The sequence below is a fragment of the uncultured Methanobrevibacter sp. genome (assembly GCF_946184425.1).
Classification (GTDB): domain Archaea; phylum Methanobacteriota; class Methanobacteria; order Methanobacteriales; family Methanobacteriaceae; genus Methanocatella.
In genome coordinates, this window is record NZ_CAMHFP010000004.1 from 66931 (window position 1) to 88025 (window position 21095).

Consider the following 21095-nt stretch of genomic DNA (forward strand, 5'->3'; position numbering starts at 1 on the left):
ATTTTTCCCAATTTGGGAGACTCTCTGATTTTTTTGCAAAATATTTTAAATGAAATTTTAATTGGCGAATTGTCCATTCTCATTTTTAAAAAAATAAATTGTAAAAGGTTTTACCCTTTTACCTGTTGGTAATTATTACTTTTTTGGTTACTTTGTTAAAGTAGCCGTTACCCAAATAGCTGATTACTGCAATGTAGTTTGCTTTTTTAGTTAATTGGGTAATTTTAAATGTTGCTTTTCCCAGTGAATTGGTGAAAGCGGAGTATGTCCTGCCGTTAACTTTTATGAAAACTTTCACTTTTTTCATTGCCTTGTTCTTGTCGGTTTTAAGGATTATAGAGTATGGTTTAACTTTTATTTTTGAGTTAAATGTCCTTTTGGCTGCATATATTTTTGGTGTTGCCTTTTTAACAAGAACCTTGCTTGTGCCGGTTGATTTGATGTAGTTGGCACTGCCTGCAAAAGTGATTTTTATGGCATGTGTCTTAGGAACCAGATTTGTTGGAATAGCAAAGACAACCTGTCCGTTTGCATTTGTAGTCAGGGTTTTTGAAACTCTGTTAATTACAACGTTAATTTTCTGACCGGATAGTGCAACATTATTTGCATCTGTCAGTCTGATGATAATGTTTCTGCTTGATCCAAAAGTGGTGATCTGAGTTGTTGCCTTTATCTTGGTTTTCAATGCATTTACTGTGACTGGAACGCTGACGGATACTGGAGCATGATCCTCGTCAGGTATTGTTGTAACGATTAAAGTGTAATTTCCAGCATTCAGTTTTGAAATGCTGACTGTGCTGCCGTTAATGTTTACGGTATCGTTTTTACCATTGATAGTTGCATAAAATCCGGTTGCACCTGTGAATGTTATGTTGGTTGTGCCGGTTTTTCCAAAGTCAAATACTACTGCATTTGAATATGTGACTGTTGATGCAATTTTAGTTACGGTTATTGTCGCTGTTGCTGTTGCAGGGTTGTGGTTTTCGTCACTCACTGTTGTCACTTCTAATGTGTATGTTCTAACAGTCAGGTTTTTGACTGTTACCATATTGCCTTCTTTTGTTATTTCCGCTTCAGGATGGTCTTTAACAATAGCATTGTAGTCGCTGGCTCCATCCAGTGTGATACTGGAAGATCCGCTTGCACCGTACTCAAATGAAATGTCGGAAGCGCTGATGGAGGAGTCTGCTCTGTTTACTTTAAACTCTGCGGTCTTTTCATCTGCGTTAAAGTATTTGTCTCCTTCAAATGCAATGGTTAGGGAGTAATTTCCTGCATTAAGATTGCTCATGCTGTATGTTCCCTTGCCGTTTGTGATGCTGATTTCCTCACCGTCAACGGTAACTTTGCCTGTCACGTTTGCATTGATTTCTATGTTTATGGTTGCGGTTTCACCAAATATGATGTCAAGAGCGCTGATGTTTAAGTTCGGATTTTCCTTTGCTTTGACAACAATGTTTGTTGTTTTACTTGCTTTTAGATATTTGTCATCACCTGCGTAGTTGACTTCAACAGTCAGATTGCCGGAAATTAGGGTTTTTATTGTGGTTGTGGCTTTTCCGTCCATCAATGTTATTATGTTGCCGTTTATATCTACAATTCCAGTGGCATTGGCGATTGTTATGGTAATGTTCAAATCACTTCCTTCAATCGCTTCACCAGCAGTTATTTCAATGACAGGAGTTAATTTAGTAACCTTGAATGAAGTAGTATTTTCAACCGGATTATAGTCATCATTTCCTTCAAATTTAACAGCAACATCATAAGTTCCAGCTTTTAAACCTGAAATATTTTGACTAGCTTTACCGTTTGTTACAGTTACAGTGTAATTAAAACCACCAGCACTAACTAAAACTTCACCATTGATTGCTTCATCCATTTCAATATTGACAACAGCAGTTTCACCGAAATTGATGTTTTCTACTGTAACTTTTAAGTCAGAATCAGCAGGAACAGAAGCAGCTTTAACAGTGAAGTCATTTTGATAGAAGTCCCAGTCTCCATAAACTGTTTCTTCACCATGGCCAAATTCTACCCAAATATGTGTACCTTCATCAAGAACACCTAAATCTATTGCAACTGGTCCTTTACCGATGATGTCTTCTAAAGATTCTTTGGAATAGATTTGATTGTCTTTGAATATTGCATATTCATTGTACCAGCGTGGGAACCAGTCATCAACATCATCCACATCAGGAACAATTTTTTCAGAATCCCCAATGATAATTTCAAGTGAATAACCGTCCCAATCACCTTCAGGAATATCAGCGTAAATTATGGTGTGAATTCCATCATCTTCAGTGGTTGAACCCATTGTGAAATTCATGTCTCCTTTTTGTTTTACAACTGTGAAAGTGCCGCTGCCGATTTCAACAGGCTCATCACTACCTTTAACCAAATAGACAACAGCATTATAATCACCAACATCAAGGAATCCATATTCATTTAATAATTCTTTATCGAATTCTCCAGGGGTAACTTTCCACAAGTCACAAAGTTCCATTTCACCATCGTCATCTTCCGCATAGAATAAAGTGGTGCAATTGAATGCCAATTCATCATTAATATAAATTAATATTCTGTTGGATTCAGAGAGTACATTATCACCGAATTTGAAAGTGAACAGGAACGGCACACCATGTTGATATCGGGATTCATTAAGAATTACAACTCCCGCATAATCCGGATTGAGATTGCATGTAATGTTTCCATTAAATACTTCAGTATAGTCAGGACTGAAATATTCTTCAGCATATACACCATCAATATATTCACCAATATTTGAATGGTCATCCAAACCGCCAGGAACGCTTGGGTAGTGAACAATTCTGATATTATAAGTACCTGATTCGTTAATTCCCAAATCAGCCAATGTTATATCCAGTTCAGAAGCTCCTTGAGCATGACCTGTTAAACGGAAGAGTTCAAGTTCTCTTCCCCAATAGCTTCTGACATAACTTAGAAATGCCTCTTCATCAGGAGCAAATCTATCATTATAATCATCATCTTCTTCTCTCCAATCGAAATTATCTTTCCAGGTATTGAAGCTTACATTTCCTAAATTCTCAACTTTTTTTCCGTTTACATATATAATGAAATATCCTCCACCAAGATCAATGTAGATGGATTGTCTGTCTGAATCTGACCAGAGATGTATTGCAGTATCAGATTCATGCAATATCAAATCATCTGAAACTTCAAAGTGGAACTGTTTTTCTATATCCTCTTTTAGAACAACCTTATAGAGATAGTCATCAAATCGGATACGTTTTTGGATTAATGAATTGACCCCATAAGTAAAGCTGACCAATATGTCTTTACCTTCAGGAAGCATGTCCATAATTTCATCCAGTCCGATAAAGTATGTATAACCTACACTTCCATAGTCATATTCCTTATCGCATTCAGACAAGGATTTTGAAAATATGTCAGTTGTGCCGTCATTAACAGTTACAGTTCCTTCAGTTATATTAAGTGCATTGGATATTGTTATAATAACAAATCTACCATCAAATTTAGGACCCATCAGTTCAGGATTGTTTGTGGTTCCTGTAGTTAGATTACCATAGAATGCATCAAATTCTAGGCGTTTTAAATCAATATCATCATGTCCAATGAAGTATGTACCATTATCTTCTAAAATGATATCATTATATTCGTTATCTTCTGTAATTGCAGATTCCCCATTTCCAAATTTAGCTTCAAGACGGAAAGTCAGCATATCCTTATCTTTGAATTTTGTCATATCCAAAGGAACTTCAAATCCAAGCGCATGTCGACTTGAACTGTAGAATCCATAAAGATCACGCACATTTAAAGTTTCATATTCCTGCCCATTTAAAATTATATGAAGAGTTACTTCAATACCGTCAAACTCATCTTTTTGCGGAATAAATACACGACCCACATCAACATATGAAACCTTTTCAAATATGTATCCATCTTCATCTTGAGTGTTGAATTCGAATATAATGTCTTCTAAAAATTCTTCTTCACCATCCTCTTGTTCTTCACCGTCAACATGACCTATCCTATAACGATATACTTCAGAATCAGCATTTGTAACAGTAAGAGTGAATATTCTGAATGCACCGTCAGCTTCAAATCCCAAATCACTTAAAGCCCATACTTTCCATTCACCATAATCCTGTGAAGTAATTTCATAAATTTCTTCATGAATTTGTTCCAAATCATCATCAGTTTCTTTTTCTGTAATAATTGTTACAGTACCTTCAGCATTTTGAGGAACATATAATCTCATGGTTTCGGTAGTAAATTGAATCATTGCTCTGAAAACATCTTCATTAAATTCAGATACGCTTATTGTCTTGTTTAAAAGGATTTCAGAATATTCACCATTACCAAATTCAACTGCAATGGTGTATTCTCCTGCTTGAGAGATTCCTAACGCTTCCAAATCCCAATCATTGTATGTTCTGTCATTTTCATCATCGAATTCAACTTCCCATGACACCACTTCATCATCATTTACATATATGTGGAAAATAGCTCCTTCATAATCTCTTGGAGCATCAATTGATATTACATTGCCTTCAGCATCTGTGTAAAGAATTCCTCTTTCATCGTTTTCATCCCAAATACCAATGTAAAGTTCATCATCTTCAGAGTTTAATTCTTCAAATCTGATAGTGTTTTCACCTAAAAAAATCTTGTACTCCTTGCTTGCAACTTCATTGCCGTCTTCATCTAAAAACGCGAAAACAACAATATCCTCATCTGAAAGATTATTCCAATTAGTTAAGCTATTTGGTGAAAATGAACAGACATAATGTCCATCACTCTCACTCCACCAGTGGGCGCCTTCTTCAAAGTTGACTGATTCCTCGAATAAAGTGTAATCTCCACTGGTTACAATTACTTTACCATCTGTAACATCACTTGGAAGATTAATCCATACAAAATCATTGTCATCATTTGCGGATAACTCATCACCAGACACATCAATACTAACATAATCTCCAGGATTGTGAGCATCCAATTCAAATCTAATAATATTCTCATTAATCACTAATTTATAGTTAGCACCATTCCATATTTCATTACCTTCCTCGTCTAAAAAAGCAAATCTGAATACAGTTCCATCATCGATATCATCGAAAATATACCTGCCGTTATCACTTAAGGAAATATCATATATATGATCATCTCTAATATGGTTAGGATTAAAATCATTTAAAGCTTTATTAAATAAAAATATATCATCTTCAGCCACAATAGAAATATTTCCATTCATGTTCTCTGGAACAGTGAGAGCAGCTATGAAATATCCACTTAAATCTGGAGAAGAAACATCAAATCCTTGTGGATCATCATCAAGCCAAAGTTCAAAAGAGTTTTCCTCACCTTCATTTTCTCGAGGCAATACATTAAAAGCAGTACTTGCACTTCCGCAAGTTACAGAATAATATCCCACAGGCAAATCATAAAATTCTAAAGTTCCAACACCGCCATTAGCAATTAAAGAAAAAGTTTGATTAGAAACAGTTATTTGAACTTCACCATCTGGCCCATGATAAATAACAGTTGCATTTTCACCTTCATAAATATCTGAAGCAGAAAGGCTAATCACATTAAAATTAATATCTGTTGAATTAGAAATTATATCCCTTTCTGAAGATTTGAGAGCGTCAATGCCTCCCCGATTAGATACCAATTCATCATCTGAAACAGCGACAACTTCATTCTCACTGTTTTCAGAAATTTTTTCATCATCAACAAAAGCATCAACAGACACTTCGTCGACATCTTCACTAACTGTCAGATTGTCTGATGAGACATCATCACTTGCACTGACAGCTCCAATTGTTAAAATAGCCAGCAACACCAATGTTACTAGCATTAACTTTTTAACCTTCATAATATTTCTCCCAATATTTAAAGTATTATTTACTTATAAAGTTTTTGCAGTTGTCTTTATATGTCTAATATCTGTTTAGAAAGTATATAAGTGATGTAAAGTTTTTTGTTTATGCTGCTTGCCGGTTTCAGTTTCCCTTTATTTGTCTAAAAAAGAGGTTTGTAATTTATTTTTACATCATGGTGATATGTATTCTAATTTTTGCATTTAATCGGTTTTTAATTAATTTTTAAAAATTTCATGTAATTTTAATCATTTTTTTAAAAAACCATATTATTTATATCAGTTTGTACAAATTTAATATTAAAGAATGGTTATTATGGATGACGAAGTACTTAAGGAATTGGCTTATGTTGTAAGTTCTAAATATCGTGTAAAATCCTTAATCCATTTAGACAATACTGTTCAAACACCAACAACACTATCTGAAATCGCAGGAATGAAACCGAGCCTTGTTTCAAGGGCACTGAAAGAAATGGAAGGGCATGGAATTGTAGAATGCATAAGCGATGATGATGCAAAAAAGGCAAGGCCTTACCTGATTACTCCTCTTGGTGAAGCTATCCTTGACATGATTGCCGAGGATTCAGGATTGAATGATCTTTTTGATGTGGAGTAGTTGTTAATATTTTCTTTCACTGTCCGGTAATTACCGGACTATTTTTTTTATTTTTTTTGCCGGTGAATTTTTAGTTTGTCCAAAATACTGAATCCTGTCCATCATTTTGTTTAAATCATTCACTAATTCTGGATGTAAAAGATTATAACTTTGTTATAAATAGTAATTGTATACTACATATCTTAATTATGATATGTTTGGATAATTTTAACTTTAAATTTTTTACATATTTTAAATTAATATAAATTTTATTGCCAAACTGTATAATTTATATACTAGAATGGGCAATCTATTATTACTACTGTAAAAAATTATTGATGGTGGTATTATGAATTACAAAAAGTTCGGTATAGTCGGCACAATCCTAATAATGATTTGCGCATTAGCAATGGTGACTGCAGTAAGCAGTGCCGAAGCAGCAACAAATGATGATAATTGCACATTACAGATAAATACAACTGCAAAATGGAGATTGGACCTGACAGTTGACGGCAAATACTCCTCTGATGAAGGGGTGGGATCAAAGACCATTAACTTAAACACTACTGATTTGAAAATGGCAAGCGTAACTGTCAACCAGTACGGGGGCGGTGCAACCAATGTCACACTGCTTAAAGGAAACAAAACTCTTGAAAAAGGAAAATCAACTGGTGATGGTATAGAAACAATCTACTTCTATTATCAGACTGATTAACCTTCTTTTTTTATTATTTTTTTTGATTAAAATGAAATATAAATTGCTCTTATTTTTATTGATTTTTGTCTTTGCAGCTTCGGTTTCTGCAACAGACAACAGTACGATTTCAGCGGACGGGGAAAATATTCTTGAGGCTGTCGATGAGATTTCCCTTGAGGTTAGTATTGATGAGGATATCCTGGCGGATTCACAGATAAGCGTTCGTGATGGAGACTCAATCCAGTCAGCCATAGACAGGGCAAGTCCCGGAAGCACAATAGTCGTTGAAAAGGGAACTTATGAGGAGGACCTCAAAGTCTCAAAGGAGCTTTCATTGGTAGGTAATGGAGCTGTTGTAAAATCAGCAAAAACAGCTTTCATGATTCTTCCCGATGCAAACAACACTTCCATTTCAGGCTTTGACATTCGCATTTCAGACGTTAATGGAACAGGAATCTATATCAATGCAAGCGGATGCAGAATTACAGACAATAAAATTGCCGGCGGAAACATCGGAATTGCAACAGATGACTATGCAAGAAACGTGTCCGGTGAGATCATAATAAGGGTAATCAACAATACTCTGATTGCTGGAAATAACATAACCAACATGAACTGTGCCGGAATATCCGTCAACACCTACAATCCGACAGTTTCGAGAAACAGGGTTACAAATGTCATCAACACTCGTGAAAACGGAACTGCAATCGGAATTAAGATAAACGGAATAGGAATAATTGCAGATGATTTGACTGTCCGGGTAACGGACAACTATGTTTCGAATGTCAAGTCGCTGAGGGATTCTGCATACGGCCTTGACGTTGGAGGAAACAGCATTTTCGACACCCTGACAGGTTTTGATGTTGCAGGAAACATTGTCAAAAACATTCTGGCGGCTGTTGAGGCATACGGCGTAAACATAGGCATATTTTCCCTCAACACAACACTTCCTACAATTGACGTGTCCGATTTGGATATAGGCCACATATCAACAAGCAGCAATGAAAACGCATCTGCAACAGGCCTGAGTGTTTCTGTAACAACAATCGGACAGAACGACACATCAAAAACACTGATTCATGACATCAACGTTCGTGACGTGAAGGCACTCGGCAAAAACTCCAAGGCAACTGGAATCACAACAACCGGTGTGGGATGTGTTGATTTATATGTTTCAGACAGTGTGGTGAAAAATATCCGCGCAACCAAACTCCTTACCGGGATTTCAGCTACCGGAATAGAGTATACAAACTTCAAGGCGATGATTGACGTTTCAAAAAATAATCTGACAGACCTTGTGGCCTCCAACATAAATGCAATAAATGTGGTGTCACTTGGAAACGCAAGAATCAACAAGAACCTGATATATGACATCAAATCAGACAAGGGCGTGATGATAACAGGACTCACGCTAAGCATTGATGCTGGCGGCGTCAACGTAACAATTCCTCAGAACGCAACAATTGATGAGATAATAGATTTCATAAAGAATCTCGACAAGAAGTTCAACAACACAAACTTCACAGTCAACGGAAATTTCACCGCAATGGGAAACAACCTTGAAGGAAGCGGTACCGAAACCGGATTTGCTGTTATAAGACCTGCCGAAATACACTATAACCGTGGGGTGAACTTGAAATACAATGTCATAAAGGACAGCACAAGAAGGTTCATTCTTGAATCATATGACTACGACCCTAGCATGTCCAATGAGGAGCTTGCATATCTGCTTTTGAAGTCACAGGAAATGTTTGAAAACTGTACAGAAGAGGAACTTCGAAACATGAGCGTGTCAATGGGTGCATTTTTAGGTCAGATGTTCGGAAATCTTGACAATGCAACCGCAGGCGTGGTTGATGCAAGGTTCAACTGGTGGGGAAGCAATTCAAGACCGTCCCCTTCCAAATTCAGGGCAAACACAGGTAGTGTCGCATACGGACCATGGCTTGTCATGACCGTCCGGGCAAATCCGAAAGTCATTGAAAAAGGTGAATACTCAAAAATAACTGTTGATGTCTACACAGATTCCCTGGGAAGGGATCATTCTGCAAATGCAAGGTTCTTCTTTTCAGGGCCAAGGGTAACACTTTCAAGTGACCTTGGAAGCTTCAACGGCAAAAAATCAATCACATTGAACTGGACAAACGGAAAGGCAACCGCATACATGAAGGGTGAGCGGGACGGCATTGCTACAGTAACTGCATCCGACTACGGCAACGCTTCGACAACTGTGATAATCGGCGGAAAAAATCACAACGGTTCCTTTTATGGTGAGGGATCTCAGATTGAAAGGGTCGATGTCGAGTCCGCCTGCGGAAATCCGGTTTTGATGCTGGTTGTGGTTATTTTGATGAGTCTTGTGGGACTGTATAGGAAAGACTGACTGAAAATGGTAATTAATATTATCAAGGTGGATGATGCAATCGTTTTTCTTGATAATATTATTTTTTTATTTTTAATTACTCCAATAATCACTTTTTAAATTATATATTCTTGTTTAATGGATATCTGTCTGTTTAGTTTTGATGCCTCATATAAACCTGGATATCACAATAACCTTATGAACATCCATGATTAATGAAGCAGATATCTTACAATGCCTATGGATTGGTGGTAACTCTTAGGGTTCCATATTTTTACCTATGAACTTTCTATTTTAGTTTGTCAGAAATAAGATACACAAATGAAAGAGACTGCTTTATTTGAGTTATATAATTTATAAAATAGAATATATATCATGTTCAATAAAAAATTAATTTTCACCTTAATCATATTCTTAATGGCAATTTCGTCGGTTTGTGCAAGTGATTTTAACTCAACCGGTGACAGCTATAACAACAGTGGGAGCAATATTGAAGCGGTCTTAGAGAATGCTTCTGAGCTTTCACTTACCAGTTCAGAAGGGGAGATACTTGACGATACTGGTTCTGAGGCATTAAATGCAGGACAAACAGTATATTTTGATGCATCAGCAAAAAGTGACGGTACAGGTACAAAATCAAGCCCATATAAATATTTATACGACAATAGAATAACCTCAGGAATGACCGCTTATTTTGCTAATGGAATTTATTCTTATTCCGGTTCTGGAAAAATTAGCTCAACAACAACTTTTATAGGTCAAAGCAGGGAAAATACAATTATCAAATCCATTGCATCTTATTATTTTGACCTGACAGTTTCATCAAATTCCAAGTTAATCCTAAATGATTTGACATTTGACTACGGTCATATAATAAATAACGGAGATTTGAATGCTGATAATGTGGTGTTTAAAAATTCAGTCTGTGATTATTCTCCGGAGTATTCAACATTTTCTGATTTTTCCTGCGGAGGAGTAATATTCAGTGATGCACCAACAGAATATGAGGTCTGCAATATAAACCTCAACAATTGTTATTTCGATGCAAATCACGCAAGACATGGTGGAGTCATTGCTGCAAACTATACAAATATCATTATTACCAATTGCGTTTTTTCTGATTCATCAGCAAACAGGTCCGGAGGCGCAATTTACAGTTTGAATTCTGATCTGACCATTTCAAAATCTTCATTTTCCAAAAGCAATGCAAGATATGGTGGTGCAATCTATAGTGAAAACGGCGAACTCACAATTACCGATTCCAATTTTACCACGTCCCGGGCATATGGTTTTGGGGGAGCAATAGCCTGTCAATTAACGGTTCTGGAAATTGAAAACACTAACTTTTTGAATTATAATTCATTGACTGATTCAGGCGGTGCCATATATGGCGAAAGGACTGAATTCACCATTTCAAAATCCAGCTTTACAAATGGTCGTGCTGATTTTGGAGGTGCAATATGTAGCTTGGGCGGATATATATCAGTTTCAAACACCAATTTCCAAAACAACACTGCTAATTACGGCGGATCTATTTTCAATATGTATAATTCCATGTATATCTATCATTCTAATTTCAAAAGTTCTTCTGCCGTTTATGGCAATGCAATATGCAGCTATCTTGCAGATATGGTTGATTTATACAACAATGTCTTTATAAATTCCAATGGCCTGTATATCTTTGCAAGATACAACACATTAATTAGTAATAACGAAAATACTGGGCTGACAAATATTGAGGTATTCAACACTACATTGTTTGATATTGGAAGCAATGTTATAGCACCTGTAATCAATTATTCACCACAATCTCAAAGCACCATTCCTGCATCCTACGATTCAAGGGATTATGGTTATGTGACTCCTGTCAAAAATCAGATGTATGGAGGTAATTGCTGGGCTTTTGCAAGCATTGCAACATTGGAAATATGTCTTAAAAAAGCAACAGGGATTGAATTTGATTTTTCAGAAGAAAACATTAAAAATCTCATGGCAAGGTACTCTTTGGTTGGAACAGACCGCTATCCGAACGATGGGGGAGTAGATTCAATTGCATTCGGATATTTCACTGACTGGTTAGGTCCGATTTATGATTCTGCAGATGTTTATGATGATTATTCAGCATTGTCCAGTATCTATTCACCTATTTTGCATGTTCAGAATGTTTATTTCCTGCCTGTTAGAAAGGATTCCTCTGATAACAATGCAATCAAAAGGGCAATAATGGACTATGGTGCAGTTGCAGCAAGTACCGCTTGGGATACCGGATATCATGCAATTACTCTAGTTGGATGGAATGATAAATTTAACGGCAATGATTATTTCGGCAATTATGCAAAAGGTGCATGGATTGTTAAAAACAGCTGGGGTTTTGATACCGAAGATGACGGTTATGTCTACATGTCGTATGAAAGACCTTTCAGAGCTGATGACGAGGAATTCCATTATATTTATACATATATATTCAATGACACTGAAAGCTATGTGAGAAACTATCAGTATGATTTAGGAGGATTTAATTTCTTTGATTCATCATCAAGCAGCGACGTAAAGTATAAGAATATCTTTTTTGCACAGGAAAATGAAATCCTGTCAGCATTTTCAACAATTTTTAAAGAACCTACAAGCTATGAGGTAACTGTCTACAAGGGAAATGCACTGGTTTTAACCCAAAGAGGATACAGTCCTGCGGGATATTATACAATTCCATTTAAAACCAAAACTTTACTGTCAAAAGGAGATGAGTTTACAATATGCATTAAAAATTTAAATTCAGGTATAAAGTACATTCCAATGTCCACAGCCAGCATATTTAACTTGGGAACTTTCGAAGACGGGATTTCATATATTGATTTGGGTAGCGGATGGTGCAATTTATATAATTATCATGATTCACCTAAAGTGGCATGCATCAAGGCATTCACTACTCCTTTGGCTCTGAATGAAGTTAAATTAAACTCAGACAAGTTTACAAGTATCAATGTCAATGAAAAAATCACTGTCAATTTCAATTTAGACAATGCCCAAATAAACAGAGGTTTTGTAACAGTCAATATTGACGATAAGACATATTATACACCAGTCATAAACGGCAAAGCCAGTTTTAAAGTTAGTTTCAACACTATTGGAACCCATACTTTAAAGGCACAGTACAAAAATAATCTCTATTCGTCCAACCAGGTCAGTTTCACTTTCAATGTAATCGACTCTTCAGGTATAATAGTTATTTCCGCTTCCGACCTAATCAAGTACTACGGATCTTCTGACATGTTTTCCATTCGCATCACCAATAACGGCAAGACTGTAAGCGGTGCAGTCGTCAAATACACTATTGGCACAACAACCAAAACAGTTACAACAGGAAGTGACGGTTTTGCTTATGCTGATATTGATTTGGCTCCTGGATCATATGACGTCACATCAGAATATGGTGGCAAATCACTGTCTTCCAAAATAACTGTTAAATCCACAATTTCCGTATCTGATTTGACTTATGATTATGGAAGCTCATATCTTAAGGCAACTTTTTTAAACACTGCCGGAAATGCGCTTTCAAACACTCAGGTTAAATTCAAGATTGGAAATACTGAGTATCTGGCTACAACCAACAGTAACGGTGTTGCATCAACTTCCGTCAAACTGAATGTGGGAACATACACAGTATATGCAATAAATCCTCAAAATACTGAAACAAAATCATTTAAGCTGACTGTGAAAAAGGCATCTTCCGTAATTTCAATTACGTCAGCTAAAAGCGGCGATAAAGTGACATTAACTGCAACATTAACACCTTCTGCATCCACAGGAAATGTGATTTTCACTGTTGGGGGAAATCAAGTTAATTTTACATCACTTATCAGCAACGGAAAAGCCACATTAACATTAACACTTAATGACGGCACATACCATGCATATGTAAGTTATGCAGGTGACAGCAACGTGTATTCATCCAAGTCATCCACAATATCATTTACCGTCGCCGCACACGATTTTGTTATTTCAGCTCCTGATTTTACCAAATATTACAGCTCTGCAAAAAAAATGTCAATTAGACTAACCGATAACGGAGAACCTGTTGCAGGTGCAGCAGTCAAATGTCTATTTGAGGATAAAACTTATACTTTTACAACAGACAGTGAAGGTTTTTCAGACTTTATAATTGATTTAAATCCCGGAACATATACTCTTACATTCCAGTACGCCGGCAAGTCAGTTACATCCAAAATAACTGTTAAATCTACAATTTCCGTATCTGATTTGACTTATGACTATGGAAGCTCATATCTTAAGGCAACTTTTTTAAACACTGCCGGAATTGCACTTTCAAATGCCAAGGTCAGCTTTAAAATCGGAAATTCTCTTTACAGTGCTACAACAAACAGCAACGGTGTCGCATCACTGAGAGTCAATCTGAATCCCGGAACTTATAATGTAAATGCAGTCAACCCTTCAAGCAATGAAACAAAATCATTCAAGTTGACTGTCGAGCAGGTAATTAGAATTTTTGTAAATGATTTTGTAAAAGTTTATGGTGACTCTAAAAAATTAATAATTACTGTTAAGGACGGCAAAGGCAAACCTGTTGCAAACCAATTGGTTAAAATCGATGTGTCAATAGAATTTGGAAGTTTTTATAAATCTTACAGTATAAAAACCAATTCAAAAGGCCAAGTGATAATTAGCTTTAATCCTATGCCAAATGACTATGAGGCAGATATTTACAGTGGCGGGGACTATGGATTCATATGGATTACAGTTAACAAGGCAACCCCTAAATTCGTTGCATTAAACAAGGTCTTTAAGCGCACAGTAAAAACCAAAGTATATAATGTGGCCTTAAAAAGCAATACCAATAAGCCGATGAAAAACGTGAGGCTTGTTTTGAAGGTTGGCGGTAAGAACTATGTTGCCAAAACCAATGCCAGAGGTATTGCAACATTCAAGATTACCAAACTGGTTAAAAAGGGCACATTCGTAGCGTCAATTTCCTATGCGGGAAATTCCTACTATAATAAGGTCATCAAAAAAGTCAGATTATATGTCAGATAGGAGATTCATTTTCTCCTTTTTTTTTTTTAATGACATCCAAGTTTACAAGCAACAAAATATTTTGTATTTTATGGTGATATTTATGACAAATATTTTTAAAACATACGGGGATTTTTTTAGAACTGTTGGACCAGTTTTGTTTTTTATAGGCATTATCTCTTGGATTTTGATAAATATTTTTCCAAATCAAGTTTATCTAAAACCCAATTTATTTATATTGTGCCATTATTTGACACTTTTAATACCGCTTGGCATTATCCTCTTTTTTTCTCATAGATTTTTGTATCATGTTGATTATCACACAGAGGATTTTGATTTTTTTACAACTAAAATTCATAATTCATTTGAAAACCCTTGGGAAAAGGAACATTGCTCACACGAGAATTATGAAGAGATGAAATTCAGTGCTTCCGGAAGAGTTAAACGAGTTATACAGATTAAAGATAGACGCATCAGCAATATATATGTGGAAAGGACCATAAGAACTAAAACAGGGCGAGATTATTTTAAAATATATTACCTGTTTTTCAACTCTGAAAAGGAGCGGGCGGAAAATGAGGAGCGTCTTGTGAAGAAATATAGAGAAATGCATGACAACTGCCATACAGGACATTATTCGGCTGAAAATATTCTAATTGTATTTCAATGTTATACCTTTAGCATTTATGGTATAAAAAGAGCTTATCCTTTCACAAAATATCTTGTGATACGAAAAGCAGTGAAAAACATTAAACTGAGATCATTAACAGAGTTGCAGGAGATAATGGTCAAAAAAGAAAAAGAGCAAAAGGCTCAGCTTATAAACATCTCCAAGGATTCCTCGCTTGATATTTCCAGACGCAAATCTGCAATCAGCCTTATCGATGATAATTCCATTTTGGCTGACATAGCCCTGAATGACAGTGACAGTGAGGCCTCACTTGAAGCGGCTCGAAAAATCACGGATAACACATTACTTACTGATATATTAATTAATACAGATTACAGTAATATGGCGGAGTTAATAGACCATATCGACGATAAAGAGATGCTCTTTAAAATTGCCCACTATGCCAATGAGCAAACAGTTAAAATTCGAGGCAAAGATAAAATTAGAGATATGGGTTTGTGGGATAAGTTCCATGCATATGAAAAGGAACAGTATCTTATATGCAAGAAATGTGGAGGAAAGTATTCCATTGTGGGAAGCCACTACAACAAGCAGTTTGACTGGTTTTTCTATGATTTGAAATGTGATGGCTGCGGAGATGTTGCAGACATCCCCCAACATATGCTTGATGAATAGTCAGCTATTCCGGGAGCCCATATTCCTGCAGGTTGATTGTGACAACATTCAGTGCAGTTGTTGCATACCATGCTTTCAGGGAAGGGTTTTTGGCTTCCATCTCTTTTGCCTGTTTCATCCATTCCACAAGTTCAGTGTAGCGAAGCTCTGAAGGTGGCATTCCGTCAAATATTACAAAAGCGTATTTGTTGTTTGCATCTTCACGGTCTCGCCACTTAATCAGAATGTCTGCCGCCTTGTCGCCATCATTTGCCTCAATTGCATTTTTGAATTCTTCTGCGTAATCCATGTTTTCATCCTCTTATTATTTAATATATATTTATATCTTTTTCTCTTAATTTAAATCAGATAAAGTTTCTTCTTTCATTAGGAGTTTAAAATACTCGTAAAGGATTACCGAGGTAATGCTATTTCAAATTATCCTTTACCTGTCGATATTGGAAATATTGATATGAATCTTTTCAAACATTATCAGCTGCGTACCAACTCTAACGGGCGGCATATTTGCCTGCAATTTCAACTCTGGTGACTATTGAGGTAACTGGTAAATTTGGTGCCTATGATTTCTAATGGTAACTGTTCTGAAGGCAACTCCTAAACTGGTCGCTGTCAAGAAAACATTCAAATGCAGTCTGAAAATCAAAAGCTACATAGTCGGATTAAGGGACAATAACAACAAGGGCATGAAAAAATGAAGGTTACCTTAAAGGTCGGCGGCTAAACGTATGTTGCCAAAACAAACACCTGGGGCTAGTGGTATTCAAGATTACCCAACTGGCCAAAAAGGGAACATTTGTTGGATTGGTAAGCTTTGTGGGAAATTCTTACTACAAAAAGATTATCAGAAAAGTCATTTTATATATTAGATAGGAGTTTTAACTCCTTTTAATTATTTTTTTCTATTTTGCATAGCTGTTGTTTTCATTGAATTTTTTTGTTAATTTTCTAATGAATATTCCAAAAAATACACTGGTGGTGATTTTATACGAATTTAGTTAAATTGGTCAATAACTATTCTTTTTTTATTTCTTTTATTAATCAGTTAACCATAATATAAACATATTTAAATACTTTTTTAAATAGATTTATATTTAATGAATGATGCAATTTTGCAGTAAAATCCATTTTATGTGTTTAAGGGGTATGTTGTTGGTGATTAAATGAGGTTGAATACAGAAATCATAGATTTTATTCGAAATAATGATGAATTTGATGATGAAGTAAAGCTTTTTTTAATTCAAACTTTGACTTTGGAGTTAAAACGATATAAAGCAGATTATAAACATTATTTTAAAGAATATGATCGTATTATAACTAAATCTATTAAGGAGCAAAGATAATGGATCTCAATAAAGTTATAATTAAGAATTATAGGCAATATCGTGATATTGTAATAGATTTTGCTAGAGATTCTAATGAAAATTTCACTGTAATTAAAGGGAATAACGGTACTGGTAAAACAACATTATTGAATGCTTTAAGTTGGTGTTTGTATGGTGAAGAGATTCACGATTATAAGGATGATTCTTCAATGAGCATATGCAATAACAAATCATTAAAATTAGCAGAAAACAATTCTGATATTTTGGTTTGTGTTGAAATGGAATTTATTGATGAGAATGATGAAATTTTATCTTTCAGACGTTCTAGAAAATTTCATAAGACAAATGATGATTTAATTGCAGATGCATTTGGAGATACTTTTGAAGTAATAACTCAGGATGGAGATGATTTTGTAATAACTGAAGATAATGCGGTTTATATTGTTGAAAGCAGAATTCCAAAAGATATTGAAGACTATTTCTTTTTTGATGGTGCAAGATTAAGTGAATATTTTCAAAACACATCTAATAAAAAGATAAAAGACGCCGTGTTGGAATTATCTCAGTTAAACTTGATTTTAACATTAAACAATAATCTAAAAAATGTTGAAGAAAGGTATATCAAAAAACAAAAGGATATTGCTCCTGTATTGGGTAGGGCTAATGAGGAAATTTCAAATTTAAATTCTCAAGTTAATATTTATGAAACTTCTTTAGAAACATCTAAAAATAAATTAAAAGAATTTTCAAATGAATTGAAAATTGTGGAAGAAGAATTAATGAAATCTAATGTTAATGAAGTTAGTGAAAAATCAAAAAGAGATAAGGAATTAAAAAGGAGAATTAAAAAAGCAAAATCTAATGTTAATTCTGCTAAAGAAAAAAGAAGAAAATTGATTTTGGAAACTTATCCTTATATGTTGTCTTATAATTATTTCACTCATTTCCTAAAATATGGAGAATCCACACGGAAAAAAGGATTCATTCCTCCTAAATTTAAAAGAGGATTTTTAGAAGATATGCTTAAAGAGGGAATTTGTATTTGTGGTGCTGATTTAAAAACTGATACTGCTCACAGAAAAGCTATTGAGGCATTGCTTGAAGAAACAAACCCTTTGACTGATAAATCTGAAGAGATAACTTTAGCTATTGCACATGTAAAAGAAGTAATATTGAAAGATTTAAAATCTTTTAAAGCTGATTTAAAAGAGTATAAACAAATAATTGCCGAAAATGAAGCCGATTTAGATGAAATGATTGAAGAAAGAAAAACTATTAGGGCATTTCTTGAAAAATATTCCGAGGATAGGATAAAAGAATTAACTTCACTAAAAACTTCCTATGAAAAAGAAATCAGGAATCATGAACGAAATATGGGGCGCTGTGAATCAGAAATTAGTTCAATTAGGAAAAAAATAGGCAAATGGAAAAAAGTTCAGACTCAAGAAGCAAAAATGCAAATTGAACTTGAAGAATATAATAAAAAGATAAATTTCACACGAAATGCAATCGATGCTGCAAAAACTGTTAGATCTGAATTAACAGAAAATATGAGACTTAAAATTGAAAATCTAACTAAAGAAAAATTCATTAAAATTCAATGGAAAGATGATGAATTTGTAGATATACGTTTGGATCAAAATTATGGTGTTTTTGTTAAAAATAGAACTGGTAAAGAAGAAAGACCTGGAGATTTGTCAGATGGGGAGAAATTATGTTTAGGTCTTTGTTTCATGTCTGCATTGCATAATGTATCGGGATTTGAATTGCCAATTGTTATGGATACTCCATTGGGAAATCTGGATGTGGATATGAGGCATAATATTGCAGAATTCTTACCTCAATTTGTCGGTGGAAAACAAATTGTTTTACTTGTTACCAGCACAGAATATACTGATGATTTTAGGGAAACCTTATTGGATCATGTTGGTAAGGAATACACAATTGAATGGAATAACTCTGAAGATGGAAAAGAATCAAGGGTGGTTTTAGATGGCTAGAGCAAAAGGAACAGAAGGTAGACGTTTAACATATGATGATGAAGATAATGAAATTTATACTAATTTAATTGCATCTTCAACCCCATTTAAAAAATTAAGTATCATAGATTTATTTTCTATTGCTCTTATAAAAGGTAAAAAATTGGGCATAAGGACTGAATTGGGTGATGGTGCCATAGGAAGGGTTCGTAAATCTACAATTGATGGAACCAACCTTCGTTATTTGATGATGGCGATTGCTTCAGATGAAGAAAAATCTATTGATGTTTTAACTGATGAAAATAAATACTTTACAATTTGTGAGGAATATGCAAAAACAGGTATTGAGTTAATAAATTCTGAAGTTTTAAATAAACGCAACAAAATTTTAGATGATATGGAAGATGAGCTTTTAAAGTTTTATGATAAATATTTGGGAGAAAGTTAATTCTTCTTTTTATTTATTTTATAATAGTCTTGTTCCGATGCATCGTGATATAATAATGGGTTCCATGCATCAGGTAAATATTTTTTAACTTCTTCATAGTTCATATTTCGGTATTTTTTGGCATCTTCTTGAGGTACTTGCTTTCTTTCAAGAATTGTAGAATGATAATCAACTTCATGTCTCATGCAGATGTTATGTCTTCTAATATTTCTTCGAAATTTTCTTATTTTTTGATCTGTCCATCCGCATTTTTCATGAATATAATAATCTTCAGGACCTTGATTTCTTTTGTAGGAACTATAATTATCAAATGTGGCATCTAATGGTCTATAGCGGCAATCGGTTATTTGAACTCCCCATTCTGCACATTTGACTCTTTTTTCTTCCATTTCTTCATAATTTGGTTCATAATTGTATATCATAAATATTGAAATTTCTTTAGATGTAAAACCAGCATCAATTAATAAGTCAATTTGTTCTTTAATTTTTGGTGCTTGAACTATTCCATAGTCCCATGCAATTTTTGGATTTTTAAATCCTGCATCTTTTAGCATTTTTGCTAAATGGGGTTTTTTTCTAAGAATTCTCCCATCAAAACCAGATTGTGATTCTAAATAACTTATTTTTTTCTCTTTTTTTAATTCAATTAGCTCTTCAAGGATATTTTCAATATATTTATTTGCTAAAAGATTATTGTCATAAAATACTAATTTTTTCTTGATAATTTCGTCTTTAATTGATTTTTTACATACCCAATTAGGTTCTATAATGTATGTCCCGCAGAATCCACATTTTCGTATGCATCCTCTACTTGTATGTATTATTTGATAATCAACATCAACAAGGCTATAATCGGGGATTATATTTTCTGCTTCTGATATTGGGCCCTGAATAACATCTGTACATCCGGTGTATTTTTTACAATGTTCTGGCATTAATGATGCATAAACGCCCCCTACCAGTATTGGAACTCCTTTAAATTTATTTTTATAAAATAAAACTGCATTTTTCACATATTCTGACCAGTATGTGAATATGGAAGTAACGCAAATTAAATCAGGTATGTATTCATCTTTGGGCAAAATGTCGAATGTTGTTTGATTGTAATCATTGTTTTTTTGTTCCTCGAAACGTATTAATTTAACATTAATATCTTTACTTTTAAGATATGATGCTATTTTTAAAAGACCAATTGGTAAAAAATTAGAATGATTTCTGCTTTTATTTGGAATAGGGAAGTTGGGTTCTATAAGTAAAACATTTTTTGTGTCTTCCGATATCCAATCTTTAAATTCCATTATTTTTCTCCAGAATTATTAAATAAATTATGTATTATTTTATCCAATTAATTTTATTTAAATTTTTTTTCATGGCAAGATCAATATGGATGGTACTTTAATTTTATTTATAAGATTAATTTTTATTATATTTATTAATAAAATCAATAATTATTTTGATCTTTTTGAGATCATTAATA

The 21095-nt window shown here is 34.3% G+C and carries 12 protein-coding genes; 9 read left to right on the plus strand and 3 right to left on the minus strand.

Features of this window, described 5'->3' with window-relative positions:
• Positions 1-118 precede the first annotated feature (118 nt).
• Positions 119-5878, minus strand: a complete 5760-nt coding sequence (locus Q0P94_RS01430; protein WP_295112929.1) for an Ig-like domain-containing protein — start codon at positions 5876-5878, stop codon at positions 119-121.
• Between the two features lie 319 nt (positions 5879-6197).
• Here Q0P94_RS01430 and Q0P94_RS01435 point away from each other — a divergent pair, with 319 nt between their 5' ends.
• The 5 genes from Q0P94_RS01435 (at position 6198) to Q0P94_RS01455 (ending at position 15869) form a co-directional block, all read left to right on the plus strand.
• Complete coding sequence (locus tag Q0P94_RS01435; protein ID WP_295112932.1) at positions 6198-6497, plus strand: hypothetical protein; 300 nt, start codon at positions 6198-6200, stop codon at positions 6495-6497.
• 328 nt (positions 6498-6825) lie between these two features.
• A complete protein-coding gene (locus tag Q0P94_RS01440) occupies positions 6826-7191 on the plus strand; it encodes a hypothetical protein (protein WP_295112935.1) in 366 nt (121 codons plus the stop codon).
• Positions 7192-7222: 31 nt separating this feature from the next.
• A complete protein-coding gene (locus Q0P94_RS01445) occupies positions 7223-9556 on the plus strand; it encodes a right-handed parallel beta-helix repeat-containing protein (RefSeq protein WP_295112938.1) in 2334 nt (777 codons plus the stop codon).
• Positions 9557-9952: 396 nt separating this feature from the next.
• Positions 9953-14584 carry an Ig-like domain repeat protein gene (locus tag Q0P94_RS01450; RefSeq protein ID WP_295112941.1) on the plus strand — a complete coding sequence of 1544 codons (4632 nt, stop codon included), beginning with the start codon at positions 9953-9955 and terminating at the stop codon, positions 14582-14584.
• 280 nt (positions 14585-14864) lie between these two features.
• Positions 14865-15869 (plus strand): hypothetical protein, encoded by a 1005-nt coding sequence (locus tag Q0P94_RS01455; RefSeq protein ID WP_295112944.1) that lies wholly within the window; start codon positions 14865-14867, stop codon positions 15867-15869.
• Between the two features lie 4 nt (positions 15870-15873).
• Here Q0P94_RS01455 and Q0P94_RS01460 read toward each other — a convergent pair whose 3' ends face one another.
• On the minus strand, positions 15874-16158 hold the full coding sequence (locus tag Q0P94_RS01460) for a hypothetical protein (RefSeq protein WP_295112947.1): 285 nt from the start codon (positions 16156-16158) through the stop codon (positions 15874-15876).
• Between the two features lie 280 nt (positions 16159-16438).
• On the opposite strand from Q0P94_RS01460, the gene Q0P94_RS01465 reads away from it, so the two are divergent.
• From Q0P94_RS01465 to Q0P94_RS01480, 4 genes are all read left to right on the plus strand, one after another.
• A complete protein-coding gene (locus Q0P94_RS01465; protein ID WP_295112950.1) occupies positions 16439-16564 on the plus strand; it encodes a hypothetical protein in 126 nt (41 codons plus the stop codon).
• A 465-nt stretch (positions 16565-17029) separates the two neighbouring features.
• The gene (locus tag Q0P94_RS01470; protein ID WP_295112953.1) at positions 17030-17209 is read left to right on the plus strand and encodes a hypothetical protein; all 180 of its coding nucleotides are present in this window, start codon (positions 17030-17032) and stop codon (positions 17207-17209) included.
• The gene (locus Q0P94_RS01475; RefSeq protein ID WP_295112956.1) at positions 17209-19191 is read left to right on the plus strand and encodes an AAA family ATPase; all 1983 of its coding nucleotides are present in this window, start codon (positions 17209-17211) and stop codon (positions 19189-19191) included. The genes Q0P94_RS01470 and Q0P94_RS01475 overlap by 1 nt, the downstream gene beginning before the upstream one ends.
• Complete coding sequence (locus Q0P94_RS01480; RefSeq protein WP_295112959.1) at positions 19184-19618, plus strand: hypothetical protein; 435 nt, start codon at positions 19184-19186, stop codon at positions 19616-19618. The genes Q0P94_RS01475 and Q0P94_RS01480 overlap by 8 nt, the downstream gene beginning before the upstream one ends.
• Here Q0P94_RS01480 and Q0P94_RS01485 read toward each other — a convergent pair.
• Positions 19615-20916, minus strand: a complete 1302-nt coding sequence (locus Q0P94_RS01485; RefSeq protein WP_295112962.1) for a cobalamin-dependent protein — start codon at positions 20914-20916, stop codon at positions 19615-19617. The two genes, Q0P94_RS01480 and Q0P94_RS01485, sit on opposite strands and share 4 nt — an antisense overlap.
• Positions 20917-21095 lie beyond the last annotated feature (179 nt).

What these genes read in the sequence shown, in the direction of transcription:
- Q0P94_RS01465 (WP_295112950.1), top strand. Translation starts at nt 16,439, where the DNA reads ATGGTAACTGTTCTGAAGGCAACTCCTAAACTGGTCGCTGTCAAGAAA.
- Q0P94_RS01440 (WP_295112935.1), top strand. Translation starts at nt 6,826, where the DNA reads ATGAATTACAAAAAGTTCGGTATAGTCGGCACAATCCTAATAATGATT.
- Q0P94_RS01460 (WP_295112947.1), bottom strand. Translation starts at nt 16,158, where the DNA reads ATGGATTACGCAGAAGAATTCAAAAATGCAATTGAGGCAAATGATGGC.
- Q0P94_RS01435 (WP_295112932.1), top strand. Translation starts at nt 6,198, where the DNA reads ATGGATGACGAAGTACTTAAGGAATTGGCTTATGTTGTAAGTTCTAAA.
- Q0P94_RS01430 (WP_295112929.1), bottom strand. Translation starts at nt 5,878, where the DNA reads ATGAAGGTTAAAAAGTTAATGCTAGTAACATTGGTGTTGCTGGCTATT.
- Q0P94_RS01470 (WP_295112953.1), top strand. Translation starts at nt 17,030, where the DNA reads ATGAGGTTGAATACAGAAATCATAGATTTTATTCGAAATAATGATGAA.
- Q0P94_RS01445 (WP_295112938.1), top strand. Translation starts at nt 7,223, where the DNA reads ATGAAATATAAATTGCTCTTATTTTTATTGATTTTTGTCTTTGCAGCT.
- Q0P94_RS01485 (WP_295112962.1), bottom strand. Translation starts at nt 20,916, where the DNA reads ATGGAATTTAAAGATTGGATATCGGAAGACACAAAAAATGTTTTACTT.
- Q0P94_RS01450 (WP_295112941.1), top strand. Translation starts at nt 9,953, where the DNA reads ATGGCAATTTCGTCGGTTTGTGCAAGTGATTTTAACTCAACCGGTGAC.
- Q0P94_RS01475 (WP_295112956.1), top strand. Translation starts at nt 17,209, where the DNA reads ATGGATCTCAATAAAGTTATAATTAAGAATTATAGGCAATATCGTGAT.
- Q0P94_RS01480 (WP_295112959.1), top strand. Translation starts at nt 19,184, where the DNA reads ATGGCTAGAGCAAAAGGAACAGAAGGTAGACGTTTAACATATGATGAT.